Genomic DNA, 26812 nt, shown 5'->3' with positions numbered 1-26812 from the left:
TCGCCCGCGCCTAAGTTGTTCGTTAAAACTTATGGCGAATACCGACTCGAAGCAGACCCTGACGATTGCTAGTCGACGGCGTCAGACCGGTGATCGCGGCTACGGCGTCACCACCGGTGGATTTCGTCCCTGACGCCTTTTGGTAGGTCCCAATAAAATAAAGGTCTGTACGCTGCGAAAGGAAGTAGTCCGCTCCTACGGAACCCTGCAAATATTTGGCGCCGTTGTTCAAGGTCGAAGAACTCGAGACAGCATCTCCCTTCATATAGTTCATGGCAGCTCCGAGAACAAGTGCTGGAGTGACCTGGAATTTTGCGTTCACCTCGACGTCGTTGAAGGTGGCCGACCCAGAATACTTTAGTGTGTTCGGACCTGAGCTCACGTTACCCAGCGACAGGAACTTAGTATTTGAATAGGTCGCTCCAATTGTAGCGATACCAAAAGTATAAGCACCGCCTGCACCAATAACCTGCATTGTGTGAGCAGAAGCGAATCCACTGCTCACGGGTGACGTAAAGAAGTTGCCAGCGGCTGTCGCAGGTGTACTTGCGCCGTTATTACCGTATAAACTTAGATTTGGACTACGCACGTTCAGGTACCCGACGGCCGCCGTCAGGGGACCCTTTGCATAGCCGCCGCCCAGTGACCAAATTTGATTGCTTGAGAAGTTTCCTGCGATTCCGCCAAGACTATAGAGTCCACTGAATGAGAACCCCTGGTAACTTGTGCTCGCAAATTTGATGGAGTTGTTAACGCGACCCGTGTTGTTGAAGTTGTCTACGTCACCCGGGTGAGCAGTGACGGAGCCGCCCCACTGGTCACCAACTTCCAGCGGACCGAGGTAGTCGACCACGGAGTCGTATTGACGCCCAATGGTTAAGGTACCAAACCTATTACCCAGTCCAACCCACGCTTGACGGCCAAACATCAACCCTTGTGTGCTCCCACTGTTGGCTTGGCTCAATGCGCCATTGGACAAATTAAAGCCATTTTCCAACCTGAAGCTTGCCGTCACACCGCCGCCGAGGTCTTCCGTGCCTCGCAAGCCCCATCGGCTATTTTGAAGACCACCGCTCACTAAGTTATACAACCGAGACCCACCAGCGTTTGAATTATAGGTGAGACCTTCGTCCACAATCCCGTATAACGTCACGCTACTTTGTGCGTGTGCTATACCTGTAAACATGCTTAGTGCGGCAACGGCCATTATCGACTTCTTCATTAGTAGCCTCCAAGTTCGGATTATTCAACTGGTTTGCTGAATTTGGTTGAGTGAATTGGGATTTATACTTTTTATTAGTTATACTAATAATATAATCTGACCTTCATCTTCCTGATCTTTCCGCCAAAATCGAAGGCGACCGTTCGGTGGAGCACGCCGCAACAGCACTCGCCTTAAGTGTTGTCAGTGGCCACCGGTCTTTACGCCGTTGACTCGGTATTTCAATTCATAAAATCGGCACTGCTAGCGCCGCGCATCACACGCTTTAAATCGCAGAGGGCGCGACCGTCCCAACGCCGAGCGATATGACGCATTCGCTTAGTCAAACCATGCCATGAAAAAGTTGGTCGATCGGAACGTTGAAATTGCCCAGAGAAGAAAGTGGCCTGAATTTATCCTTGCATATTTCTGGCGTCCAATTAGTATTCCGATCAATGCTATTCCATAAGGTTATGCCATGAAGCGCCAGCTCAACTTACGTCAGGTGGAGGCCTTTAAAGCGGTCTTCGAACAAGGTTCCGTCAGTCGTGCCGCAGAAATTCTCTTCGTTACGCAACCGGCGGCCAGCAAGCTGGTAGCTCATCTCGAAGAGGATACTGGCCTCACACTATTTGAGCGCGTACGCGGCAAATTGGTACCGACCCGCCACGGCGTTCGTCTTTATGCCGAAGTCGATCGCGTTTTTGCTGGTTTGCGGCAAGTGGAACAGGCCGTCGATTCGATCCGCCGAGACGAAGAGCGGCATCTTTCCGTGGGAGTATTGCCGGCGTTGTCAGGTTTTTTTTTAACGAGCGTCACCATGAATTTCCTGAAAAAATTTCCGAACGTTCAGGTATCGATCGTATCGCTAAGCTCACCGATCCTAGCCGATCGAATGGTCACGCGCCAGCTTGACGTGGGACTTGTCAATGGCATGATCGATAACCCATACGTCGAACGTGAGCCGCTTATGGAGCAGCCTTTGGTCTGTGTTTTGCCGCCGACACACCCTCTTTGCAAGAAAACCCTTATCCGCCCGCACGACCTAGACGCCGTTCCCTTTGTGACCTTCTCATCCGACGTTCATGCTCGCCGCTTAATAGAATCGACCTTCGAAAAATACTCGCAGCATCTTTATACTGTGCTAGAGACATCAACGGCACCGTCGGTTTGCGAATTTGTCGCAGCGGGCCTCGGTGTGGCGCTGATACATCCGCTATTTGCATCTGGCATGCGAGATCGCGTCGTCATCCGTCCTTTCGAGCCAGAAGTTAATTTTTATTTCCAGTTATGTCGTATGCAGTCGTCTCGAAATCCCGCGTTAGTCGATGCCTACCTGCACGAAGTTCGGTTAATGGCGTCGCAGATCTCACGGGAAATGTTGAGCAGTCCGTAGGTGAATACCGGGGCTGCCTCAAGAGTGAAGTCAGATATCTGTTTTGTATCAGGTGTCACAATAGGCCAGAGAATCGGTACCAACAGCCGCAACCTGACGATCGGCTGACCATTGCAAGCTTGCACTTCCAGGGTTCGAGTATCCGGGCGCATGGCCCGGATACTCGGGCGCTCGCTGGCCTACAGCTGCGAATGACGCGAAACAGATCTGGGGCTGGCTACTCATTCCTGCCTGCTTATGCACTCAGCGGCGCACGCCGCAGCGCGGGGCGTCGTCACAGGGTCAACTTTACCTTCAACAGGACTGTGCAGAAGCGGCTCGTTACGCCTAGACAAGGAATGTCTAAGTTGCGGGTGATCGTTGCGCTTTAAGGTGAGAACTTAGCGAGCGCTAGCTGACGTATTGGTGGGCGAACTGCCCACCTAGCGGTATCTGCGAGGTAGCGGCTGCAATGTACGTGAAACCGCGCGAATTCGAACAGCCTGATGATCGAGCAACGCGCGATACTGGACATGAGTTGGCACCTTAATGTTCCATCCGGAATAAAATCGAGCCGTCATCATCCACAATCGTTTCGATGATGCAAAGGAATCCCAATGATTGACAATTTAGGATCTGTCGGCTTCTCCGAGCGGGCCGATTCCGGTGCCGAGCGCTCGGTTCATCCGTGAATGACCACTAGCAGGGCCTTGGCTTCGGTCCTTCCAACATTGCGAATGGCGTGCGGTTCGTCGGCCACGTAGCGCGCCGTGTCGGCTGCCTTCAGTCGCCTCGTCGCGCCCGCCGCCTCGATCTCGATTGCGCCCTGAAGCACGGTCAGGTGCTCGCGCGTTCCCGGTTCGTGCGCGTTCGACACGAGCGCCCCGCCCGACTGCAACAACAACTCATACCATTCGAATTTTCCGGCCAGCTCGATCGGCCCCCAGACGCGCAACTGATATTTCGCGTCGTGACCACTGAGCGTCGGGATATCGTGCGGGCCAGATACGGCAATCGCTTCCGGTGCTTTCTGCTGTGCAAACAGATAGTCGAGACTGACTCCGAGGGCATTGGTCAGCCGCCACGCGACCGCGATGGTCGGATTCGCCTTATCGCGTTCGATCTCTGAGAGCATCGATTTGGACACGCCCGCCGCGCGCGATAAATCGTCGAGCGTCATGCCGCGCTCGCCGCGCAACCGCGCAATCTGCTCGCCCACACGTGGCGGCGCCGCTGGCGCCGGGAGGGGTACAGCCGTGGCGCTCTTTACCGCGCGCCGGGTTCCGGAACTTGCCATTTGCTGCCCTATCGTTTAAAGTTGTTCGATATACCGGATTGTAGTTCGATATACCGATATTTTCCGGTGAAATTTGTCGAGCCACTATAACAGGCGACCGGTGCCACCCCTTTCAGGAGCCCGTTTCATGCGAGACCGTTATCTCACTCATCTGCGCGGCACGCTCGAGCAGATTCGCGCCGATGGCTTCTACAAGTCCGAGCGGGTTATTGCGAGTCCGCAATCGGCTGACGTGCGCCTCGCGGACGGCACGAACGTGCTGAACTTCTGCGCGAACAACTACCTCGGCCTCGCCGACGACGCGCGCCTGATCGACGCAGCCAAACAAGGTCTCGACCGTGACGGCTTCGGCATGGCGTCGGTGCGCTTCATCTGCGGCACGCAGACGGTTCACAAGGAACTGGAACAGGCAATGGCAGCGTTCCTGCAAACCGACGACTGCATCCTGTACTCCAGCTGTTTCGACGCCAACGGCGGCCTGTTCGAAACCCTGCTCGATGAGTCCGACGCGATCATAAGCGACGAACTGAATCACGCGAGCATTATCGACGGCGTGCGTTTGTCCAAGGCGAAACGATACCGCTACAAGAATAACGACTTGGCCGATCTCGAAGCGCGGTTGCGCGAAGCGGACGCCGCCGGCGCGCGCTTCAAGCTGATCGCAACCGACGGCGTATTTTCGATGGACGGCATCATCGCCAATCTCGCCGGCATCTGCGATCTGGCCGACCGCTACGGCGCGCTCGTGATGGTCGACGATTCGCATGCGGTCGGTTTTGTCGGCGAGCATGGCCGCGGCACGCCTGAGCATTGCGGTGTGCTCTCGCGCGTGGACATCATTACCGGCACGCTCGGCAAGGCGCTGGGCGGTGCATCGGGTGGCTATGTCGCGGCGCGGCGGGAGGTGATCGACCTGCTGCGGCAGCGTTCGCGCCCGTATCTGTTTTCGAACACGCTCGCGCCGAGCATCGCCGCGGCGACACTCAAGGTGCTCGAGTTGCTGGGAAGCGCTGAAGGCGCGGCCCTGCGGCAACGCGTCAGGGGAAACGGCGCGCGTTTTCGCGCGGCCATGAGCGCACTCGGTTTCACGCTCGTTCCGGGCGAACACCCGATCATCCCGGTCATGCTCGGCGACGCTCAACTGGCCTCGCGCATGGCCGATGCGCTGTTGAGAGAAGGCGTCTACGTGATCGGCTTCTCGTTTCCCGTCGTACCGAAGGGACGCGCGCGCATCCGCACGCAAATGAGCGCCGCGCACACGCCCGCACAGATCGACCTCGCCGTCGATGCATTCGCGCGCGTCGGCCGGTCGCTTGGCATCATCTGAGAGAGGACGAACGTGAAAGCACTGGCAAAACTCGAACGCGCACCGGGCCTGACGCTGACTGAAGTGGACAAGCCTGAAATCGGCCATAACGACGTGATGATCCGTATCACGCGCACGGCAATCTGCGGCACCGACATCCACATCTGGAAATGGGACGAGTGGGCGCAAAAAACGATTCCCGTGCCCATGCATGTCGGGCACGAATACGTCGGCGAGATCGTCGGCATGGGGCAGGAGGTGCGAGGCTTTGCGATCGGCGACCGCGTGTCGGGCGAAGGACATATCACGTGCGGCTTCTGTCGCAACTGTCGCGCCGGACGTCGCCACCTGTGCCGCAACACGGTCGGCGTAGGCGTGAATCGCGAAGGCGCGTTCGCCGAGTTCCTGGTGATCCCCGCGTTCAACGCGTTCAAGATTCCCGCCGAGATTTCCGACGATCTAGCCGCGATCTTCGATCCCTTTGGCAACGCAACGCACACGGCGCTGTCGTTCGATCTGGTCGGCGAGGACGTGCTGATCACGGGCGCCGGGCCGATCGGCATCATGGCGGTGGCGATTGCAAAACACGTCGGCGCGCGCAATGTCGTGATTACCGATGTCAATGACTATCGCCTGGAACTCGCGCGCAAAATGGGCGCGACGCGCGCTGTGAACGTGTCGCGTGAATCGTTGCGCGACGTGATGGCCGATCTGCACATGACCGAAGGCTTCGACGTGGGCCTCGAGATGTCCGGCGTGCCGAGCGCGTTCACGAGCATGCTCGAAGCGATGAATCACGGCGGCAAGATTGCGCTGCTCGGCATCCCGCCGTCGCAGACGGCCATCGACTGGACGCAGGTGATTTTCAAAGGCTTGGAGATCAAGGGCATCTACGGGCGCGAGATGTTCGAGACCTGGTACAAGATGGTCGCGATGCTGCAAAGCGGGCTCGATCTATCGCCGATCCTCACACACCGTTTTCCCGTCGGCGATTATCAGCGGGCGTTCGCCACCATGCTGTCAGGTGAAAGCGGCAAGGTCATCCTCGACTGGACTGTTTGATCACCAAGCCTTTGGAGGTCACAAAGCGGGGCGGCATGATGTGCGCCGGTTCGATTATCTTTTTCCGGAGCAGCCATGCAGCACGCGTTCTCCCGTTCTTCTGGTCCTCGCTTTGAAGACAGCCTTGAAGAATGGCTACCCGGGTTGGAGTTGACCCATATCCTACACATCTCATCGACTCTGGATCTGGACGCGGTTACCTCGGTGTTGAGTTGCATCAAAGACGTTCAGGACGCGGTTGATGGCTGGACGATCGCTCGCATCGGCGCCGTGCTCGATCAGCGAATCACGATGCGCGGTATCAGTGAAGGACGGGTTAGATCGCTACGTGAACAGCTAACACAGCTCGACAAAGGACTGCGGATACGTCTCGAACATCAATGCAATCGACCGGTTCAGCATGCTTCGAAATGAGCATCACGGTTGGTTATCTCAACATTGGAGCGTAAAGCGAAGGCGGTCACGATGATCACCATCGGCCTAGACAGGTTGCCATTGCGACATGCCCGATGTGTGCGAGCTATTCTAGGCGCGATTCATTTGCGTCGAGTTCGACGAGCATCGGCCGGTATGATTCCGGCAGGTACCGCTAACGGCTTGTAAAAGCCAGCACAATTTTGATGGTTGATTTGTAGGTCGAAAAAACAAAACCCCCGTAAGTCCTGAGACTTACGGGGGTCTGCATCCTTCTGGCGGAGACGGAGGGATTCGAACCCTCGATCCAGGTTTTAGCCCAGATGCTCCCTTAGCAGGGGAGTACCTTCAACCTCTCGGCCACGTCTCCTGCACTTTTTGTCGCGCGGGAGGCAACGCGACGAAGCCAAGATGATAGCGGGTTAGCCGCCGTGGGTCAATTTCATGAGACAAAATTTTTCATCTCGTGAAGTGCATTGCGCAGTCATCGAACAGCGCCCCGCAGCTTATTTCGAATACAGGAAAAAACCGCACCCCGAGCTGTCACGCACCCACGCCGCTACACGCCTTCCTTTACCCGCGATCCAGTTCGAACACCTTATGCAGCGCGCGCACGGCGAGCTCGGTGTACTTTTCGTCGATTAGCACCGAGATCTTGATTTCCGAGGTCGAAATCATCTGGATGTTGATGCCCTCTTCCGCCAGCGTACGGAACATCGTGCTCGCGATCCCCACATGCGAACGCATGCCCACGCCGACCACGGACACCTTCGACACCTTCGGATCGCCGCGCACCTGCTCGGCCTTGACGTGGTCCTTCACCTGGTTCGTCAGGATCTCCATGGCGTGCGCGTAATCGCCGCGGCCGACCGTGAACGTGAAGTCGGTCTTGCCGTCCACGCTCGTGTTCTGGATGATCATGTCGATGTCAATGTTCGCATCCGCCACCGGCCCGAGGATCTGGTACGCAATACCCGGCTTGTCGGGCACGCCCATCACGGCAATACGCGCTTCGTCGCGCTGAAATGCGATGCCCGAGATAACAGCTTTTTCCATGGTCTCGTCTTCTTCAAAAGTAATCAGGGTGCCCGAGCGCATTTCGGTTTCGAGCGGAATCAGCGGGTCCGTCAGGCTCGACAACACGCGCGTCTTGACCTGATATTTGCCGGCGAATTCCACCGAACGGATCTGCAGCACCTTCGATCCGAGGCTCGCCATTTCCAGCATTTCTTCAAACGTCACGCGATCCAGCCGACGCGCTTCTTCCACCACCCGTGGATCGGTGGTGTAGACACCGTCCACGTCCGTATAGATCAGGCATTCGTCGGCTTTCAACGCCGCCGCAATCGCAACCGCCGACGTGTCCGAACCGCCGCGTCCGAGCGTGGCGATATGCCCGTCCGGGTCAACACCCTGGAAGCCCGTGACCACCACGACCTTGCCCGCGTCGAGATCGGCCAGCACGCGCGTGCCGTCGATGTCGTTGATGCGTGCTTTCGTGAACGCGCTGTCCGTCTTGATCGGCACTTGCCAGCCGGCGTAGCTGACCGCTTCGAGCCCTTCGGCTTGCAATGCAATCGCGAGCAGGCCGACGCTGACTTGTTCGCCCGTGGAGGCGATCATGTCGAGTTCGCGCGGGTCGGGGTGTGCGGTGATTTCGCGCGCGAGGCCGAGCAGGCGGTTCGTTTCGCCGGACATGGCCGACGGAACGACGACCATCTTGTGGCCGGCCTTGTGCCATTTCGCGACGCGCTTGGCGACGTTCTTGATGCGCTCGACCGAGCCCATCGAAGTGCCGCCGTATTTATGTACGATGAGTGCCATTGTCGTTTTGAACAGGAGGAATTGCCGCGCTGGCGCGCCGTGTGATGCGCCGCGTACTGCACGTGGTTCACGTAATGCATCAGAAGCCGGCTTGACGAAAACACAAGCAAACTCTGGATCGGTGCGATCGACGACTTAAGCGTGACGACGAAGCGCGGTGGCCGCGCGCGCAAGGTTGGCTCGCGCGCAAAATGCAATTCTGGCGGCTAAAAACGCGTCTTCTGGACGGAAAAGCTGCTTGAAAAGCGTTGCGGGAAACCGGTAAACGTACCCGATCGAGGGTTAAAACACAAGCCGCAACGGGCGATTCGGCCCGGTTTGCGGTCCGCGGGCAGGCGTTGCGAAGAAAAGTTGACCGGAATTCATGCCCGTCCCCGCAACGGTGAAAAATCGGGGGCAGAGTACTGTGCGTACGGTGTATGCGGTCCTGGAACAGCCAGATACGCTCTCAGGCAATCACCAGATCCGGTTGCCACACGATGCGCCGATATCCGCCCTCGCCGCTCGCTTGCGGACATCCTCGATTGACACCAATCGCCGGCACGAACAGCAAGGTCTCGCCGAGAAACACCAGCGGCACGTCGCGTTTCCAGCCCGGCACGCCGCGCTCCTGAAACAGGTTTTTCAGGGTCCGGCCCGGTCCGTCCGCCGATAAACGCAAGCGCTCGCCGCCCGCGCGCGAACGCGCGCAAAGCGGCGCGGCGCGCAGCGTGGCTTCGGAAATCGCGTCCGCGTCGTCTTGCGCAACCGGCTCGAATACAAACGTCCCGCGCCAATGCGGCAGGCGCCAGACACTCTCGCCGTTCCAGTTCAGCACGCTCGCCATGCGCGCGGGATTCGCGCCATCGTCGAGATCGGCGGGGTTCGCGCTGTCGCCCTTTTCCCAGAAGATCGCATCGCGATACGCCCGTAAGCAAAACCCCGCGTGATCAATGCGCAGGGCGTGACCATCGCGGGAAACGGCGGCATCGCGCAATTGCCGGAGCACTTCGCCAATACGCGCCGCCGATGCCGCCTGAAGCCCGAGCGAACGCATCCAGTAACGCAACAGGTTGATCGCGCGTTCGTCGTCGAAAGCGAGTACCGCCGATAACCTCAGCGCACCCTCATCGTCGCCCTCAGCCGAGGCCATATCGATACGCGCGAGTTCGTCGAGCAACCTTTGCGCCGATGCCGCATGCGACGCGGTCCGCGCGAGGGCATCGCGAAAACCGGGGAAATGCACAGCGAGCGCCGGCAGTACGTCGTGACGCAGCGCGTTGCGGGCATAACGGGTATCGGCGTTGGATTCGTCGTCGATCCAGCGCAGGTCACGCTCGTGGGCGTAATGCTCGAGCTGGGCGCGCAGCAAGTGCAGAAACGGCCGCACGCGTGAAATCGATGCACCGTCGGCGCGTTGCGGCGCCATCGCGGCGAGCCCGGCCACACCCGCCCCGCGCAGCAATTGCAGCAACACGGTTTCGGCCTGATCGTCAGCGTGATGCGCAAGCCAGAGCGCGCGTGCGCCCTGCTCTTCGCACAGCCCATCGAGCGCGCGATAACGCGCATCACGTGCTGCAGCTTCCAGACTCTCGCCGCCTTCGCGCACCACATCGACCTGCCGCGACGCAAACCGCACACCGAGCGTTTGTGCGAACGCATGGCAATGCGCGGCCCAGGCGTCCGCGTTCGGGCTCAAACCATGATGAATGTGCAACGCGATCACACGCGATGGTCCCGCGCATCGGACCGCGGCGTCGAGCAGCGCGGTCGAGTCGAGACCACCGCTGAGCGCAACGGCGATGGGGTTACCGGTTGAAGCCGGGACATCGGCAAACGCCGCGCGCACCGCATCGATCACGAGGCGGCTGGCGGGAGTGTCAGTGTCGAATGTCACGGGAATCGGCTGGTTAGCTTGCCATCAAGGCAGTTGCCATCAAGGCAGGCCGTCAGGAGAAACTGCAGGAAGGGAATCGTGAGCGCCGGGCTCAAGCTTCACGCACCCGGCAGGTTTTCCTTGAACTTGCCGTACGCCATCAGCTTGTCGAAGCGGCGCGCGCGAACGTCGAGCGCGTTCATGCCGTGGAACTGGCGCAAGGTATCTGCTAATGCACGGCGCAACAACGCAGCCATGCCCTTCGGATCGCGATGCGCACCGCCGAGCGGCTCGTTGACGATCTTGTCGATCAGTCCCAACGCCTTCAGCCGATGAGCCGTCAATCCCAGCGCTTCGGCCGCTTCCGGTGCCTTCGCGGCGCTCTTCCACAAGATGGACGCACAGCCCTCGGGCGAAATCACCGAGTACGTTGCGAATTGCAGCATCAGTACGCTGTCGGCAACGGCAATCGCCAGCGCGCCGCCGGAACCGCCCTCGCCGATGATCGTTGCCACAATCGGCGTCTTCAGTTCGGCCATCACATACAGATTACGACCGATTGCTTCCGATTGCCCACGCTCTTCTGCACCAATACCGGGATACGCGCCGGGGGTATCGATAAACGTGAAAATCGGCAAACCGAATTTTTCAGCGAGACGCATCAGCCGCTCAGCCTTCCGATACCCCTCCGGACGCGGCATGCCGAAATTGCGCGCTGCGCGCTCCTTCGTGTCGCGGCCCTTCTGCTGGCCGATCACCATGCAAGGCTGGCCGTTAAACCGTGCCAGACCGCCGACAATAGCCAAGTCATCCGCATAAGAGCGGTCGCCGTGGAGTTCGTGGAAGTCGGTGAAAAGCTCGTTCACGTAGTCGAGCGTGTACGGGCGCTGCGGATGGCGCGCGATCTGCGAAACCTGCCAAGGGGTCAGGTTTGCATAGAGATCTTTGGTAAGTTGCTGGCTCTTCTTCGACAGCCGCTCGATTTCTTCCGAAATATCGACAGCGGAATCGTCCTGAACGAAGCGCAATTCTTCGATCTTCGCTTCGAGTTCAGCGATCGGCTGTTCGAAATCCAGAAACGTGGTCTTCATATGTTCGAATCCTAGAGCATCGGGCAGCGCGTATTCTAACCGCGCCAGCCTCACTAAATTTCGGGTCGCAACTATCAATTATAAGATATCGATAGTGCAGTAACTGCGACCGCGCATTTTAGTGATCGGCGGGAACGGGGTAAAGGCTGCGCCACATGTACCAGGTCGCGACGGTGCGCCACGGTTCCCAGTTGGCCGCGACTTCGCGCGCTTCGCTGCGCGTCACGGGTTCGCCGCTGAAATAGTTGACGCTGATGGCCTGGATCAGGCCGAGGTCATCGAGTGGCAGGACGTCCGGACGCGACAGGTTGAAGATCAGGAACATCTCCGCCGTCCAGCGGCCGATGCCGCGAATCTGCGTCAACTCCGCGATCACCGCTTCATCTTCCATCGATGTCCAGCTATCCACGTGCAGCGCACCCGATACGAAATGCTGCGCGACATCCAGAATGTATTCGGACTTCCGTTTCGATAACCCGCATGACTGCAACTTCGCCGGGCCCACCTTGATGAACTGCTGTGGCGCGAGTGTCGGGCACGCGCCCTCCACACGCTTCCATATAGCCTGCGCAGCCGAAACGGAAATCTGCTGGCCGACCACCGAACGTGCGAGCGTGGTGAACGGATCATCGCGATTGATCAGATGCACCGGACCGAACTTCGGGATCAGTTTCTTGAGGATACGGTCACGCTTGACGAGGTCGGCGCAAGCCTTGTCCCAATACTCGGGACGCGCAGCTTCCGCCGACAGCCCGGGTGTCTGCACTGGCACAGTCTTCTCGGCGGCGATCGCACGCGACTTGCGGACAATCTCACCGTCATTTTGCGGATCGCGCGCGAGCCCCTGCGCAGTGTCGGCGTCGGCATCCGTCGCGACGGCTTTGACATCGAGCGCACCGTTAGCATCGCCGCTCACCTTCTTCTGCGACACTTTCGGCGCTGCTGCCCGCACCTTCTTGTGTGCACGAACGGCGCCGTTCGATTTAACAACGCCGTCATGCGCCACGCCATTGACCGCTCGTTTCTTCGATGCAGTCTTGCGTTCTCCGTCGTGACCAGCGCCGTTGGCGAGCTTGGCCTCGGGCGTCGATACCTTCGACGTTTTCACTTGCGCGCGCCGAGCGACCTTGCTCGCTGGCACTGCGATACTTCCGGACGCGGCTCGTTTAGCCGGCGCCTTCCTGGCCGTTGCCATCATGCCTCCTACCTGGCGAGTCGATCAAAGGGAACGAGAGGCGCTTAGCTGCGACGCCATTCGGTCAACCCACCCGGTTTGTCTTCAAGTGCAATCCCGGCTTCGAGCAATTCGGCGCGAATCCGGTCTGCTTCGGCATAGTTCTTTGCCTGCTTCGCAGCAACGCGAGCGGCGATCTTCGTTTCTATATCGGCAGGCGTGAGGCTTTCTGTACCTTCTTTGCCACCACTATCACGACTGCTGCGCGGTGTGTCCTGAAGAAACGCACGCGGCTCGCGCTGTAACAATCCGAGCACGGCGGCCAGTTCCTTCAATTGACGCGCAAGCACTGCGTCCTGCGAGCGATTCACTTCGCTTGCCAATTCGAACAACACGGCGATCGCGACCGGCGTGTTGAAGTCGTCGTTCATGGCCGCGCGAAAACGTTGCGCATGCGCTTCGTTCCAGTCGAGCGGCCCAGCATCCGGCGTCACATCTTTCAACGCTGTATACAAACGCGTAAGCGCCCCACGTGCGTCGTCTATATGAACGTCGCTGTAATTGAGCGGCGAACGATAGTGTGCCCTTGCAATAAAAAAGCGCACAACTTCCGCATCGAATTTTTCGAGGACTTCGCGGATGGTAAAGAAGTTGCCCAGCGACTTCGACATCTTTTCGCTGTCGATCTGCACAAAGCCGTTATGCATCCAGTAGTTCACGAACTGAACGCCGGTTGCCGCCTCGCTCTGCGCAATTTCATTCTCATGGTGCGGAAACTGCAGGTCCTGACCGCCGCCGTGAATGTCGAATCGATCGCCTAGCAAGGTGCAGCCCATGGCCGAACACTCGATATGCCAACCCGGCCGGCCGCGTCCCCAAGCCGAGTCCCAACCTGTGTCCGGCGGCTCGCCTTCCTTCGCCCGTTTCCACAATACGAAGTCGAGCGGATCTTGCTTGGCGTCGTTTGCCGCCACGCGTTCGCCCGCGCGCAAGTCTTCGATCGACTTGCCCGACAGCTTGCCGTAGCCCGCGAACTTGCGTACCGCATAGTTAACATCGCCGTCTTTCGCCTGATACGCGTAACCATTTTGCTCAAGCGTCTGGATCATGCCGAGCATCTGGGGAACGAAGTCGGTCGCGCGCGGTTCGAGATCAGGACGGGCTACGCCGAGCGCATCCGAATCCTCGTGCAGCGCGTCGATAAACCGCTGCGTCAGGGCCTTGATCGGTTCACCGTTTTCGACCGCGCGGCGAATGATTTTGTCGTCGATGTCTGTGATGTTGCGCACATAAGTCACGCGATAGCCGAGTGTCCTGAGCCAGCGCTGGACGACGTCGAATACGACCAGCACGCGGGCATGGCCCACATGACAATAGTCGTACACCGTCATTCCACAGACATACATGCGCACTTCTCCGGCACGGAGCGGCACAAAAGCTTGCTTGTCACGCGCGAGCGTGTTGTAGATGCGCAATGAGTTCATAAACGATGGTGCGTGGGCCGGGACATCCGTGTGTTTCGATTGCTGGCCGATGTTGTGACGGCGTGCTTCATGTTCGCATTCGTTCGCATTCATTCCTGGCTGCCGACGACAAAGGTGCTTTGTGCACTACTGTGGTCCATGCTACAGCTAGCCATGAGACGACAGCAACAGCGAGAATGGTAACGAGAAACAGCGACGAAAAGCGACATCGACGCGAACATCTGCGGGTGACATATTTCAGCACGTTCAACATGTCTGACCCGGCCCGGCTTCGAACTCGAAGCGCTGGGAACCGTGCACGCCGTCGCAAGAAACATGACGGTCGCGTTGCGATCAAAACGGAGGCGGCCGCGAGTGGCGTAAAGACTGTCTGGACGTTCAGCGGAACGTTGCAGACGTTTTGTTAGAATGGGCCGGAGTATAACATCCAGACTAGAGCCTATGAAACCTTCCAGCGGCCGCGCATCTAGCGTTGCCAAGCTCGCGGCGACCGCCCTTGCAACCGTCACATTCGGACTTGGCGCAAGCTTTTTGCCGGTTACGCCGGCGACGGCACAAGTCTCCACCGCCACCGCGGACGACACACCCGCCATCGACCAGGCCATCGCGCAGAAGGAGTGGCCGAACGCGCTGGCGCAACTCGATGCACGCCTCAAGACGAACCCGCGCGACGTGCAGGCCAAGTTCAAGCGTGCGACCGTACTCGCGCGTTTGAACCGGGACGACGAAGCCATTGCCGCGTTCACCGAGCTCACCCAGGCTTACCCGGAACTGCCCGAACCGTATAACAATCTCGCTGCGCTCTACGCCAAGAAAGGCCGCTACGACGAAGCACGCGTAGCACTCGAAACGGCGACGAAGGCGAATCCGAGTTACGCGCTGGCGTTCGAAAATCTCGGCGATTTGTATCTGCGGCTTGCAAGCGAATCGTATAAGCGGGCTCAGTCGCTCGGATCGAAGAGTCCGTTGACGGCGCAACGCGTGGGCGATATCCAGAAGATCGTGTCGCCGCCGCCGCGACGTCGTCCGGAAGCGGCAGCAGCAGCGGCCGCGGCTGCGTCGGGTGCTTCGCATGTATCGGCCGCTTCGGCGGCTGTGGCCGCATCTTCGTCGAGTGCAACCTCTAATGACTGGTCGACGCAGAGCTCAGGCACGAGCTCGGGGACCACGTCGGACACGACGGACATGTCGTCGCCGCTCTACTCGCCGTTCTCCGGACCGAGCGTGCCGCTCTCGACCACACCTTACTTCGCGCCGACGAATCCGTGACCCGGCAGGATCGAACGTTCAAACAGTTTGATGTTTGAACGTTCGGCGAGTCTTCACACGTAGCTGCTCCAACCAGAGGATCGATTGCTCATGAAAAGTTTGTTGTTGGCGCTCGGCAGCGCTGCACTTATCGCCCAGGCGCCCGCCTTTGCCCAGTCGTCGCAGACCGCGGCTCACCCGACCGTGTTGCTCAAGACTTCGCAAGGCGACATCAAGGTCGAGTTGTATCCTGAGAAGGCGCCGAAAAGTGTCGCCAACTTTCTCGACTACGTGAAGTCCGGCCAATACAACGGCACGATTTTTCATCGCGTGATTCCGGGCTTCATGATTCAGGGCGGCGGTTACACGACCAGCTTCGTCGAAAAACCCACGCTCGCGCCCATTCCGCTTGAAAGCAAGAACGGGCTGAAGAACACGACCGGCACGCTCGCGATGGCGCGCACGAGCGATCCGAATTCGGCCACCTCGCAGTTCTTCATCAACACCGTCGATAACACCGGCCTCGATTACCCCAACGGCGACGGCAACGGTTATGCCGTGTTCGGCAAGGTCGTCTCGGGCATGGACGTAGTGAAGAAGATCGAAGGCACCCCGACTACCACGCGCGGCCCGATGGCCGATGTGCCGCAAACGAATGTCGTGATCCAGTCGGCCAGCGTGGTCGCGAAGTAAGCTGGCGAATAAGCCGGGAAGCAGTCGGAAAGCAAGTCGGGGAACAAGTCGTAGCCGCTCGCCTTGGTGGCGAGCAGGCATGAAGCAGGCATACGCCGTGCGCGTCGCGTATAGCCCCATCTACTCTTGAAAGGGAAAGGAACTCATCATGGTCGAACTGCACACGAATCACGGCATCATCAAGATCGAACTGAACGCCGAGAAGGCGCCCAAGTCGGTCGAAAACTTCCTGAACTACGTGAAGAAAGGTCATTACGACAACACCGTGTTCCATCGCGTGATCGACGGCTTCATGATCCAGGGCGGCGGTTTCGAACCCGGCATGAAGCAAAAGCCGACGGACGCGCCCATCGACAACGAAGCGAACAACGGCCTGAAGAACGAACACGGTTCCGTCGCTATGGCGCGTACCAACGACCCGCATTCGGCCACCGCGCAGTTCTTCATCAACGTCGGTGACAACGAGTTTCTGAACCACTCGTCGCCGTCGCCGCAAGGCTGGGGCTACGCAGTATTCGGTAAGGTCGTGGAAGGCCTCGATATCGTCGACAAGATCCGCAAGGTCAAGACGGGCTCGAAGGGCTTTCATCAGGACGTGCCGGTGGATGACGTCGTGATCGAAAAGGCTGTCGTCGCCGGGGAATGATCGACTCGACGCACAGCGTGATCGATTCAGCAGAAACAGCGGGCGTGACCACTACAGCGCGCCCGCTGTTTTTCATTTCCGATCTCCATTTGAGCGACGCCATTCCGCATACGGTGGCGGCGTTCGAGCATTTCATCGAAGTGACGGCGAACGACGCCGACTCGGTGTTCATCCTCGGCGACCTGTTCGAATTCTGGGTCGGCGACGATGTGCTGGAGGCATCGGTGCCCGGGCCGCGCGCTGCGTTCGCGAGGCGCATGACAGCGCTGATGCATACGTTATCCGAACGAGGTATCGCGTTGTACGTGATGCACGGCAACCGCGATTTTCTGCTCGGCAAGCGTTTCATGCGAGCCGCCGGCGCATTGCCGTTACCCGATCCATTTGTTATCACGGCGTTCGGTACGCGCATCGCGATCGCGCATGGCGATTCGCTCTGCACCGCCGACCCCGCCTATCAGCGCTTTCGCCGGTTCGCACGCAATGGCCTGGCGCAACAGATGTTCTTGAGCTTGCCGCTGAAGGTAAGATTATCGATTGCAGAACGCATGCGATCGACCAGCGAAGACGGAAGAATGCGTCCGGCGCAGGCGAAATATGATGTGACGCGCGAAGCGGTAGCCAAGTTGTTTGCGAGCACCGGCACGCACATGATGATCCACGGGCATACGCATCTACCCGCGCGTCATCGCGAAACGGATGGCGTCCGCTGGGTCATGCCGGATTGGGAACTGGATCATGGCGAGCCACGCGGCGGATATCTGCGCGTGGACGCCGAAGGCATTCGGGCGTTGCCGCTGGAGTGAACTCAAGCGGACGGTTTTGAAAACCCGCCCCTAGGCTCAACGCAGGTTCAGCGCCGCGCGGCTTCGCCTTTCATCGCGTCCGAGAGACGCTTCAGATCGATAAACGCGGCATTGTCGACGCCGCTGATCGCATCAATACGGGTACCCAGCTTTTCAAGCGCCGCGACGATCTCATCCACGCGATGGGTTTGCGTCGACGCATGATCGATCAGGCCGTGGATCGCGAGCGACACCGGATCATCGGCGTTCGGCGTGATGCCGTACGCGCAAAAAGCCGAGCGCTCAGGCACGCCACGCTCTTTCTGCGCCGGCTTGACGGCCGCCGGCATCACCACGCGCGCGGGATTGCCCACCGCCGTTCCGCCCGCTGGAACGGGCTTCACCACCACCGCGTTTGAACCGATCTTCGCTTCCGCGCCGACCGTAAACCCGCCGAGCACTTTCGCACCCGCACCAACGATCACGCCGCGCTCGAGCGTCGGATGCCGCTTGGCGCCACGCGTGAGCGACGTGCCGCCAAGCGTCACGCCCTGATAGATCGTGCAGTCATCGCCAATTTCCGCCGTTTCACCGACCACCACGCCCATGCCGTGATCGATGAATACACGCCGCCCGAGCGTCGCGCCGGGGTGAATCTCGATGCCGGTCATGAAGCGCGCGAACTGCGAGACAAACCGTCCGAGCCAGCGCCAGCCCGATCCCCAGCACCCATGCGCGATCCGGTGCAGGACAACGGCATGAAAGCCCGGATAACACGTCACGACTTCCCAAGCGCTGCGGGCGGCTGGATCGCGCTCACGGATGGCGGCGATGTCTTCGCGGAGTCGGTTGAACATGGCGGTGGCTCAGTGGGGGACTCGGGGTGCAATTCTCGAACGCGCGGTTCAGCACGAATTCGGGAATCGATAGTTCGATTTCCGCAGATTGTAGGACGAGCCGAAAAAATTCGCTGCGATGCCCCCGCTGGCAAAGCGGTCAGCGGGTTGGTGCTGGCGATGGCCGGGGGCGACTGAGAAGGCATCGCCATCGTGGCGGCTGGGAGAGAAAAACCGCTGATTTCTCTCGTTCTGACTTGCCTGTAGCCTACCTAGCGCTTGATCTTTAGAAGAACATGCTTGGCAATGCCGCGCAGGATATTCACCTCCTCGTGCTCCAGCCCCGAGCGCGAAAAAAGCCGCCGCAACCGCGACATCAGTTTCTTCGGATTGGCGGGATCGAGGAAATCGAGCGCGACCAGTGCCTGTTCCAGATGCGTGTACATCCCTTCTATTTCGTCGCTGGACGCGCTTACCAGGCCCGCCACAGGAGTCGCGTCCGCTCGGCCAAGCAGCGCGAGCCGCAGTTCGTAGGCCAGAACCTGAACCGCCTGCGCCAAATTCAGCGAGCTATAGGCGGGGTTGGCCGGAATGTGCGCGAGTGCGCTGCAGCGCTCCACGTCCGCATTCGATAACCCCACGCGCTCGTTGCCGAACACCAGCGCAATGGCGCCCGGACTGCTGCCCTGTCCCTGCCCCGTGAACTCGCAGGCCTTTTCCGCCGCGGCACGCGGCGCCATCTGCGGCGGGCCGTATTCCCGCGAACGCGCCGTCAGCGCGATCGACCAATGCACGCCGTTCAGGGCATCGGCGAGCGTTTCCACGACTTGTGCCGAGGCGAGCACGTCGTCGGCGCCGCTTGCCATGGCGATCGCTTCAGGCTCGCGCGTGACAAATGCGATCTTTGGCGCGACCACGATCAGCCGGGAAAATCCCATCGTCTTGAGCGCGCGCGCGGCTGCGCCAACGTTACCGGGATGGCTCGGCTCGACCAGCACGAAGCGGGTCGAGGCGAAAACATCGTCTGAAGGGTTTGAGGAGGGGTTCAGGTCCAAGGGAAAACGCTTGCCAGAAGGTTGAAAGAGACGTCATGGTATCGCCGCGCGGCCTATCCGGCGACATAACCTGCTCACGCATGACGCGCCACCGGCCGACTCGGGTAAAATACGCCGTTCGCGTGTGCCAACTGTTGCAAGTCGCTGTATTTAGCCACTATTTTTAGCCGCTATTGCAGGTTCAAAGAAAGCACGCGCCCCGCTCTTCTTCAATTCGTTGCCGTCGACACACGTCGTTTTTGCCCGCCGGTTTGGGCCGTTTTCCGTTCGGGGCTGAGACTTCACGCGCTTGCGTGGAGCGCAGCCACCGGCCAAAAGGACTATTTTCATGCATCCGATGCTCAATATCGCTGTCAAGGCCGCTCGCCGCGCCGGACAGATCATTAACCGCGCGTCGCTGGATCTGGACCGTATCCAGGTCAGCAAGAAACAGCACAACGACTTCGTGACGGAAGTCGACAAGGCCTCCGAGGCAGCGATTATCGAAACGCTGACCACCGCCTATCCGAAGCACTCCATCCTCGCTGAGGAATCGGGCGTTCAGGACAAGGACTCGGAGTTCCAGTGGATCATCGATCCGCTCGACGGCACGACCAACTTCATCCACGGCTTCCAGTACTACTGCGTCTCCATCGCGCTGGCCCACAAGGGCATCATCACGCAAGCCGTTGTCTACGACCCCACCCGCAACGACCTGTTCACCGCCTCGCGCGGCAGCGGCGCTTACTTGAACGAGCGGCGCATTCGCGTGGCGAAACTGGACCGGCTCGGCGATGCGCTCATCGGCACGGGTTTCCCATTCCGCGACGGCCAGGGTATCGACGCGTATTGCAAACTCTTCGCGCAAATGACTGAAGCTTGCGCCGGCTTGCGCCGCCCGGGCGCGGCCGCGCTGGATCTGGCGAACGTGGCGGCAGGCCGGCTCGACGGGTTCTTCGAGCAAGGCATCAGCGCGTGGGACGTGGCCGCGGGCAGCTTGCTGATCACCGAAGCAGGCGGACTGGTCGGTAACTACACGGGCGAATCGGACTTCCTGCACAAGAGCGAGATCGTCGCGGGCAATCCGAAGGTCTACGCGCAGATGATCAAGATACTCGATCCCTTTACAACCACCCGCCAAAACGCGTAACGCGTAACGGTTGCGAAGTAAGAAAAGCGGCTTCGGCCGCTTTTCTTATTTGGGCACACGGTCCATGCGCCTGGTCGCGGTGGCTTCCGGCCGCTTCGCGTGTAAGTGTCTGAAAATCGAAAAGCGTCCGAAAGGCTAACGTTCGGCCTGCATTTGTGCGTGCGGCCGCCGGCTCCGCTAAAGTGTTCCGTTCGCCGTCCGCGGCATTCCTCATTCTCTTTGCCGCCCTTCCCGTCCGTCTAATGAAAAAAGGCTTCTATACGATCATCGCCGCGCAGTTCGTTTCGTCGCTCGCCGACAACGCGCTGCTGATCGCCGCCATCGCCATGCTTTCGGTGATGCATTCCGCGTCGTGGGTCACGCCGCTGTTGCAGATTTTCTTCACGGTGTCGTACGTGCTGCTCGCGCCCTTCGTCGGTGCGTTCGCGGATTCCATCCAGAAACGCCACGTGATGTTCGTCTCGAATGCGCTGAAAGCCGGCGGCTGTGCGCTGATGATCCTCGGCGTGCATCCGATGATCGCGTACGGCGTGGTCGGACTCGGCGCCGCGGCGTATTCGCCGGCCAAATACGGCATCCTCACCGAGCTATTGCCGGCCGACAAGCTCATCCCGGCCAACGCGTGGCTCGAATCGGCCACGGTCGGTTCGACCATTCTCGGCACGGTGATCGGCGGCGCGCTGGTCAGCCAGTATGTTCAGCACTTCATCAGCGGCGCACATCTGGTGCTGATCCGCTCGGCTGCGGACGCCGCCATGTTCGCGGTGATGGTCGTCTATGCGGCAGCCGCGGTGATCAACATCGGCATCCCGGACACGGGCGCGCGGTACCCGAACCGGCTCAAGAAGCCGTCGAAGCTGGTAGGCGATTTCACCCATGCATTCAAGGTGTTATGGGGCGACAAGCTCGCGCAGATCGCGCTGTGGGTCACTACGTTGTTGTGGGGCGCGGCGGTCACGCTGCAACTGCTGGTGCTCAAATGGGCCGATGCGAATCTGGGTTTGTCACTGTCGAAGGCGGCGGTGTTACAGGGCGTGACGGGGCTGGGGATTGCGATCGGCGCGGGTGCGGCGGCTGCGTGGGTGCCGTTGCGCAGCTCGCTCAAAGTGCTGCCGGTGGGCCTGGTGACGGGCGCAGTGGCTATCTGCATGGCGTTCTACAACAAGGACCTGTTTCCGGTGGGTTCCGGTGTGCAGATCGGCCCGCTGTTCGCGCCGCTCTACATCCTGGGCGCGTATCCGCTGATGATTTTGCTGGGTGCGCTGTCGGGCTTTTTCATCGTGCCGATGAACGCGATCCTGCAGCATCGCGGCGCGACGCTGCTGTCCGCCGGGGCCTCGATTGCGGTACAGAATTTCAACCAGAACCTCGCCGTTTTGTCGATGCTCGGTGCTTATGCGCTTTTACTGACGACGAGACTGCCGGTGGAGTGGATTATTGTGGTGTTCGGCGTGCTTATCTGCCTGCTGATGGGACTCGCCATGCGGCGCCACGCTCGCAATGAGCAGACGGTGGACCTGCGCGGACTGGTCGAAGAGTGATCGGGATCAGATTGCGGGAATGAAATCTGCTTCAACTTTTGTTCCGCCGGCAAGCGAGGCGCGCTCTTCCGAGAGCGCGCGATTCGGAAACAAACGACACGTCAAAGGAGCTGCAAATGGGTCTATTCACACGTTCCACACTCGATAGCAACATCAATGGCGCTGCCAAAATGGGCCACCGTGCGGTAGAGGGCGCAAGCGACGCGGTCGATACCGCCAGCACGCAGTTGCGCAGCCTGCTCGATGACCTGGACAGTTCGATCCGCGATGCGAAGGACATCGACGTCGACAAGCTGCGCAAGGACTTGCAAACCAAGCTGAAAACGGCACGTGCGCAGTTCGACGGTTCGTCCTCGGCAATTGCCGGACGACTGAACGACGCCGCCGGTTACGCCGACGAATTCGTACACGACAAGCCGTGGCACACGCTCGGCGCGGTAGCGGGGCTCGCGCTGCTGGTGGGGTTCCTGGCGGGACGATCCTGATTGGTCTTGCGTCATGTTCGAGGTAGAGCAAAACGCCGGCACGTGCCGGCGTTTTGCTTTTTTGAGACTTTGGTGAGCCTTCGCTGATGCGCCCCGCCCCGCGTTAGGCGTTCGACCAGCGTTCCCGCGGCGAGCCGACGCGGTACACTCGTGCCCTTAGGACTTTCCCAAATTCACGCACGCAAGATGGGTACGCATATCTCCGTTTCGTCTACCGCTCATGACTTGAGCCCCGCCGCGCAGGAACCCGGCGCCGCTGTCGATCTGTCGCATCACACCCCCATGATGCAGCAGTACCTGCGCATCAAACAGGAGCACCCCGGCACGCTCGTGTTTTATCGAATGGGCGACTTCTACGAGCTGTTCTTCGACGACGCCGTCAAAGCCTCTCGCCTGCTCGACCTGACGCTCACGCAACGCGGGGCGTCGGGCGGCAATCCGATCAAGATGGCCGGTATCCCCCATCATTCGTGCGAGCAATACCTGGCGAAGCTGGTGAAGCTCGGGGAATCGGTCGCTATTTGCGAGCAGATCGGCGATCCGGCGACATCGAAGGGACCGGTCGAGCGCAAGGTCGTGCGAGTAGTCACACCCGGTACGCTGACCGACGCAGCGCTTCTCTCCGATAAAAACGACGTCTACCTGCTCGCTCTCTGCCCGGCGCACAATCGTCGCGGCGTGGTCACGAGCGTCGGCCTGGCATGGTTGAATCTGGCGAGCGGCGCGTTGCGTCTTGCCGAAGTAGCGCCCGATCAGTTGAGCGCGGCGCTCGAGCGAATTCGCCCGGCTGAAACGCTGATTGCCGACTCGATTTCTGCGACCAATGCGCCGTTCGAAGTGCCAAATATAGGGGCGACAACCCGCGCGCCTGCGTGGCATTTCGACATCGATTCGGGTACGCAACGGCTGTGTGAGCAACTCGATGTCGCGGGCCTCGACGGCTTCGGTGCGCATTCGCTGACCTGCGCGTGCGGGGCCGCGGGCGCGCTGCTGCTGTATGCGGCCGCGACCCAGGGCCAGCAACTGCGGCACGTGCGCAGCCTGAAGGTGGAGTACGAGTCCGAGTACATAGGCCTCGACCCGGCCACGCGGCGCAATCTCGAACTGACGGAGACCTTACGCGGTACGGAATCGCCCACGTTGTGCTCGCTGCTGGACACGTGCTGCACGACCATGGGCAGTCGCTTGCTGCGTCACTGGCTGCATCATCCGCCACGCGACTTCACTATCGCGCAAAGCCGGCAGCGTGCTATCGGCGCGTTGCTCGACGCCCCCGCAAGCGCGAGTCTTGACGGCTTGCGTGCCGCGTTACGGCAGATTTCGGACATCGAACGGATTACGGGGCGGCTTGCGCTGCTGTCGGCGCGGCCACGCGATCTCTCCAGCTTGCGCGACACCTTCGCTGCATTACCCCAGCTGCGCGAACGGCTCGCCGCCGTGACGATGAACTCGGCATCGCTTGAACGTATCGATATCTCGCTCGAGCCGCCGCCCGAATGCCTCACGTTGCTGACCCGCGCAATCGCGCCCGAACCCGCGGCGCTGATTCGTGATGGCGGCGTGATCGCGCGTGGTTATGACACCGATCTCGACGAGCTTCGCGACATCTCCGAGAACTGCGACCAGTTCCTGATCGACCTGGAAACGCGTGAGCGCACGCGAACGGGCATCGCGAATCTGCGGGTCGAGTACAACAAGGTGCATGGTTTTTATATCGAGGTCACGCGCGGCCAGACGGACAAGGTTCCCGACGATTACCGCCGTCGCCAGACGCTGAAAAACGCCGAGCGTTACATCACGCCGGAGTTGAAAACCTTCGAGGACAAGGCCCTGTCGGCGCAGGACCGGGCGCTCGCCCGCGAGCGCATGCTCTACGACGCGCTGCTGCAAACGCTGCTGCCGCACATCGGCGATTGCCAGCGCGTGGCGGCGGCTCTCGCTGAACTCGACCTGCTCGGTGCGTTCGCGGAACGGGCGCTCGCGCTCGACTGGATCGCACCGGAATTCGCGGGCGACGCAGGCATCGATATCGAGCAGGGGCGGCATCCGGTAGTGGAAGCGCAGGTCGAGCAGTTCATCGCCAACGACTGTTGCCTGAATACCGAGCGCAAGTTGTTGCTCATCACCGGACCGAACATGGGCGGTAAGTCGACGTTCATGCGGCAGACCGCGTTGATCGCGTTGCTGGCTTATGTGGGCAGTTACGTGCCCGCGAAACGCGCACGTTTTGGTCCGATCGACCGGATCTTTACGCGCATCGGCGCCGCCGACGATCTCGCCGGCGGCCGCTCCACGTTCATGGTCGAGATGACGGAAGCGGCGGCCATTCTCAACGACGCAACCCCGTCGAGTCTCGTGCTGATGGACGAGATCGGCCGCGGCACGTCCACCTTCGACGGCCTCGCGCTCGCGTGGGCAATTGCCCGGCATCTGCTGTCGCATAACGGCTGCCACACGTTGTTCGCGACGCATTATTTCGAGCTGACGCAGTTGCCGGCCGAATTCGTCCAGGCCGCGAACGTGCATTTGTCGGCGGTCGAGCACGATCACGGCATCGTGTTCCTGCACGCGGTGAACGAAGGCCCTGCGAACCAGAGCTACGGCTTGCAGGTGGCACAACTGGCAGGCGTTCCGCCGGCAGTCATCAAGGCCGCAAGGAAACATCTGGCACATCTGGAGCAGCAGTCGATCGGCCAGCCGTCACCACAATTCGACCTGTTCGCGGCACCGGTCGTTGAGATTGCTGACGCTCACGAGCGCGATGAACCGGCCGAAGCGCAACCGCATCCCGCACTCGACCGGCTGCGTGCAATCGATCCGAACGAATTGCGCCCACGCGACGCGCTCGATCTGCTCTACGAACTACATGAGCTGGCGTCGAACGCTCCGGATGCGTCGCGTTAAGGCGGACTCTGACGCTGACTGGCCGCGCGCGCGCCGCATGGTGCGCGGCCGTTTCGCTTTTGTCTGCGCTTTTGTCTGTTTAGGCGCCCTCTTGCTGCTCGGCGGATGGCAGCATGCGCGAGCCGAAGCGCCGTCACTGACATTCGCAATCGCTTCGAATGTGCTCGACAAACCCGCCGGCGAAACATCGCTTCAGCAGATGCTCGACGCCATCGGACGCGAACGGAACACGTCGTTCATCGTCTACGATGGCAACCTCAAAGGCGAAACGGAGCCGTGCCGGGATTCGCTCTATAACACGCGCGAGCAGATCTTCGATACCTCGCGCAAACCCGTCGTCCTGCTGCCCGGCGGCAACGACTGGGCGTCTTGCGGTCTCGCCCAAGCGGGCAGTTACGATCCGGTCGAGCGGTTGGACTTCGTCCGCCAGTTGTTCTTCGGTGACTCGAATTCGCTCGGCCAGACGCCCATGAACGTCATTCGCGAAAGCGATGTCGCGCGCTTTCGCCCGTTCCGCGAAAACGTCCGATGGCAGTCAAACGGGGTTGCGTTCATTGGCTTGAACGCGCCCGCGCCGAACAATCACTATCTGAGCGCGGGCGGACGCAACGGCGAGTTCGAGGACCGCTCCATCGCCAATGCATTCTGGCTGGAACACGCAGTCGAAACCGCGCGACGCTCGGACATGCGCGCAGTGGTGGTGATCCTTCAGGGCGACCCCGACTTCGCGCGTTACGAGCGTCGCGATCGTTTCGCATGGCTGCGCTTTTCTCGCGGCGAAACGTCGCGCGATGGTTTTCTCGAACTCAAGCGCAGTCTCGTCAAAGCCGCCGAATTGTTTCGCGGACCTGTGATCGTGATTCACCAGTCGGATACGCCGATTCCCCGGGGATTTCGCATCGACCAGCCGTTGCGCAACGACAAGGGCACGGTCGTGGCCAATCTGACACGCATCGCGATGGGCCTGAAGAAACCGCAATCGCAGTGGCTGGAAGTAGAGTCCGACATTGCATGGCGGCCGCCGTTTCGGGTTCGCGTGCGTGACGTGATCGTGCGGCCGGCTACGCCTGGACCGGCGTCGGCACCGGCCGTGCCCGCGTCTTCGTTGGCGCCTTCTTCGTCGATCCCCGGCATTGAAGACGACACTTCAGGGCCCTCATCTTTTTTCCAGCAGATGCTGCCGGTAACGCCAGCACAACCGACACAACAACTCCCGGCGTCTCAACCGGGCACCGCTACACCCGCGTCGAATGCCGCGTCTTCAGTGCCGCCCATACTGAACTCGAACTCGCCTGCGAATCTGCCGCCAATTCTGCCTTTGCCATCGAATCCGGCGAGCGGCGCATCGGGCACAGGCACAGGCCAATAAACCCGTTCACGCGTCATCGTCACGCTCAATAAAACAAA

At 60.1% G+C, this 26812-nt stretch carries 22 protein-coding genes and 1 tRNA gene; 13 read left to right on the top strand and 10 right to left on the bottom strand.

Translation table 11 applies throughout. The features are described from left to right. Window positions 1-22 precede the first annotated feature (22 nt). Window positions 23-1222: a porin gene (locus tag EOS_RS33545; RefSeq protein ID WP_047896513.1), complete on the bottom strand. Its 1200-nt coding sequence runs from the start codon at window positions 1220-1222 to the stop codon at window positions 23-25. A gap of 457 nt (window positions 1223-1679) precedes the next feature. Between EOS_RS33545 and EOS_RS33540 the strand changes: the two genes are divergently transcribed. Beyond that, window positions 1680-2597 carry a LysR substrate-binding domain-containing protein gene (locus EOS_RS33540; protein ID WP_047896512.1) on the top strand — a complete coding sequence of 306 codons (918 nt, stop codon included), beginning with the start codon at window positions 1680-1682 and terminating at the stop codon, window positions 2595-2597. Window positions 2598-3258: 661 nt separating this feature from the next. On the opposite strand, the gene EOS_RS33535 is transcribed toward EOS_RS33540, so the two are convergent. Then, a complete protein-coding gene (locus EOS_RS33535; protein ID WP_200908731.1) occupies window positions 3259-3885 on the bottom strand; it encodes a helix-turn-helix domain-containing protein in 627 nt (208 codons plus the stop codon). Window positions 3886-4000: 115 nt separating this feature from the next. Between EOS_RS33535 and EOS_RS33530 the strand changes: the two genes are divergently transcribed. The 3 genes from EOS_RS33530 (at window position 4001) to EOS_RS33520 (ending at window position 6655) form a co-directional block, all read left to right on the top strand. Next, window positions 4001-5200: a glycine C-acetyltransferase gene (locus EOS_RS33530; protein WP_047896510.1), complete on the top strand. Its 1200-nt coding sequence runs from the start codon at window positions 4001-4003 to the stop codon at window positions 5198-5200. Window positions 5201-5212: 12 nt separating this feature from the next. Then, window positions 5213-6241, top strand: a complete 1029-nt coding sequence (tdh, locus tag EOS_RS33525) for an L-threonine 3-dehydrogenase (RefSeq protein ID WP_047896509.1) — start codon at window positions 5213-5215, stop codon at window positions 6239-6241. Window positions 6242-6316: 75 nt separating this feature from the next. After that, window positions 6317-6655 (top strand): hypothetical protein, encoded by a 339-nt coding sequence (locus EOS_RS33520; protein WP_047896508.1) that lies wholly within the window; start codon window positions 6317-6319, stop codon window positions 6653-6655. Window positions 6656-6931: 276 nt separating this feature from the next. Here the strand turns inward: EOS_RS33520 and EOS_RS33515 are convergent. The 6 genes from EOS_RS33515 to cysS all read right to left on the bottom strand — a co-directional run bounded on the left by EOS_RS33515 (window position 6932) and on the right by cysS (window position 14083). Beyond that, a tRNA-Ser gene (locus tag EOS_RS33515) sits at window positions 6932-7025 on the bottom strand. 203 nt (window positions 7026-7228) lie between these two features. Then, entirely contained in the window at window positions 7229-8479 is a 1251-nt protein-coding gene (locus tag EOS_RS33510) for an aspartate kinase (protein WP_047896507.1), read from the bottom strand. 448 nt (window positions 8480-8927) lie between these two features. After that, entirely contained in the window at window positions 8928-10355 is a 1428-nt protein-coding gene (gene tilS / locus EOS_RS33505; protein WP_047896506.1) for a tRNA lysidine(34) synthetase TilS, read from the bottom strand. Between the two features lie 98 nt (window positions 10356-10453). Beyond that, window positions 10454-11425, bottom strand: coding sequence for an acetyl-CoA carboxylase carboxyltransferase subunit alpha (locus EOS_RS33500; RefSeq protein ID WP_047896505.1), 972 nt, complete (start codon window positions 11423-11425; stop codon window positions 10454-10456). Window positions 11426-11543: 118 nt separating this feature from the next. Further along, window positions 11544-12620: a DNA-3-methyladenine glycosylase family protein gene (locus EOS_RS33495; RefSeq protein WP_047896504.1), complete on the bottom strand. Its 1077-nt coding sequence runs from the start codon at window positions 12618-12620 to the stop codon at window positions 11544-11546. Between the two features lie 44 nt (window positions 12621-12664). Continuing rightward, window positions 12665-14083, bottom strand: a complete 1419-nt coding sequence (gene cysS, locus EOS_RS33490; protein ID WP_047896529.1) for a cysteine--tRNA ligase — start codon at window positions 14081-14083, stop codon at window positions 12665-12667. Window positions 14084-14491: 408 nt separating this feature from the next. Here cysS and EOS_RS33485 point away from each other — a divergent pair, with 408 nt between their 5' ends. The 4 genes from EOS_RS33485 to EOS_RS33470 all read left to right on the top strand — a co-directional run bounded on the left by EOS_RS33485 (window position 14492) and on the right by EOS_RS33470 (window position 17476). Continuing rightward, complete coding sequence (locus tag EOS_RS33485) at window positions 14492-15352, top strand: tetratricopeptide repeat protein (RefSeq protein ID WP_082163603.1); 861 nt, start codon at window positions 14492-14494, stop codon at window positions 15350-15352. A gap of 90 nt (window positions 15353-15442) precedes the next feature. Continuing rightward, window positions 15443-16024, top strand: coding sequence for a peptidylprolyl isomerase (locus EOS_RS33480; RefSeq protein ID WP_047896502.1), 582 nt, complete (start codon window positions 15443-15445; stop codon window positions 16022-16024). 148 nt (window positions 16025-16172) lie between these two features. Next, window positions 16173-16670, top strand: a complete 498-nt coding sequence (locus tag EOS_RS33475; RefSeq protein WP_047896501.1) for a peptidylprolyl isomerase — start codon at window positions 16173-16175, stop codon at window positions 16668-16670. Further along, window positions 16667-17476 carry a UDP-2,3-diacylglucosamine diphosphatase gene (locus EOS_RS33470; RefSeq protein ID WP_047896500.1) on the top strand — a complete coding sequence of 270 codons (810 nt, stop codon included), beginning with the start codon at window positions 16667-16669 and terminating at the stop codon, window positions 17474-17476. Before EOS_RS33475 ends, EOS_RS33470 begins: the two co-directional genes overlap by 4 nt. A 47-nt stretch (window positions 17477-17523) precedes the next feature. Here the strand turns inward: EOS_RS33470 and cysE are convergent, their stop codons facing one another. After that, the gene (gene cysE / locus EOS_RS33465; RefSeq protein WP_047896499.1) at window positions 17524-18312 is read right to left on the bottom strand and encodes a serine O-acetyltransferase; all 789 of its coding nucleotides are present in this window, start codon (window positions 18310-18312) and stop codon (window positions 17524-17526) included. Between the two features lie 251 nt (window positions 18313-18563). Continuing rightward, on the bottom strand, window positions 18564-19346 hold the full coding sequence (locus tag EOS_RS33460) for an RNA methyltransferase (RefSeq protein ID WP_047896498.1): 783 nt from the start codon (window positions 19344-19346) through the stop codon (window positions 18564-18566). A gap of 328 nt (window positions 19347-19674) precedes the next feature. On the opposite strand from EOS_RS33460, the gene EOS_RS33455 reads away from it, so the two are divergent. The 5 genes from EOS_RS33455 (at window position 19675) to EOS_RS33435 (ending at window position 26774) form a co-directional block, all read left to right on the top strand. Next, on the top strand, window positions 19675-20475 hold the full coding sequence (locus tag EOS_RS33455) for an inositol monophosphatase family protein (protein WP_047896497.1): 801 nt from the start codon (window positions 19675-19677) through the stop codon (window positions 20473-20475). A 242-nt stretch (window positions 20476-20717) separates the two neighbouring features. Next, window positions 20718-22016, top strand: a complete 1299-nt coding sequence (gene lplT, locus EOS_RS33450; protein ID WP_047896528.1) for a lysophospholipid transporter LplT — start codon at window positions 20718-20720, stop codon at window positions 22014-22016. 116 nt (window positions 22017-22132) lie between these two features. Next, window positions 22133-22501 carry a DUF883 family protein gene (locus tag EOS_RS33445; RefSeq protein WP_047896496.1) on the top strand — a complete coding sequence of 123 codons (369 nt, stop codon included), beginning with the start codon at window positions 22133-22135 and terminating at the stop codon, window positions 22499-22501. Window positions 22502-22687: 186 nt separating this feature from the next. Beyond that, complete coding sequence (mutS, locus tag EOS_RS33440; RefSeq protein WP_082163602.1) at window positions 22688-25405, top strand: DNA mismatch repair protein MutS; 2718 nt, start codon at window positions 22688-22690, stop codon at window positions 25403-25405. Further along, the gene (locus tag EOS_RS33435; RefSeq protein WP_235443038.1) at window positions 25392-26774 is read left to right on the top strand and encodes a hypothetical protein; all 1383 of its coding nucleotides are present in this window, start codon (window positions 25392-25394) and stop codon (window positions 26772-26774) included. The genes mutS and EOS_RS33435 overlap by 14 nt, the downstream gene beginning before the upstream one ends. The last annotated feature ends 38 nt before the right edge of the window (window positions 26775-26812 follow it).

The organism is Caballeronia mineralivorans PML1(12) (assembly GCF_001028175.1).
In the GTDB taxonomy this organism is placed as follows: domain Bacteria; phylum Pseudomonadota; class Gammaproteobacteria; order Burkholderiales; family Burkholderiaceae; genus Caballeronia; species Caballeronia mineralivorans.
Note: the sequence above shows the minus strand (reverse complement) of the source record. Positions and strands in the feature narration are given on the sequence as shown.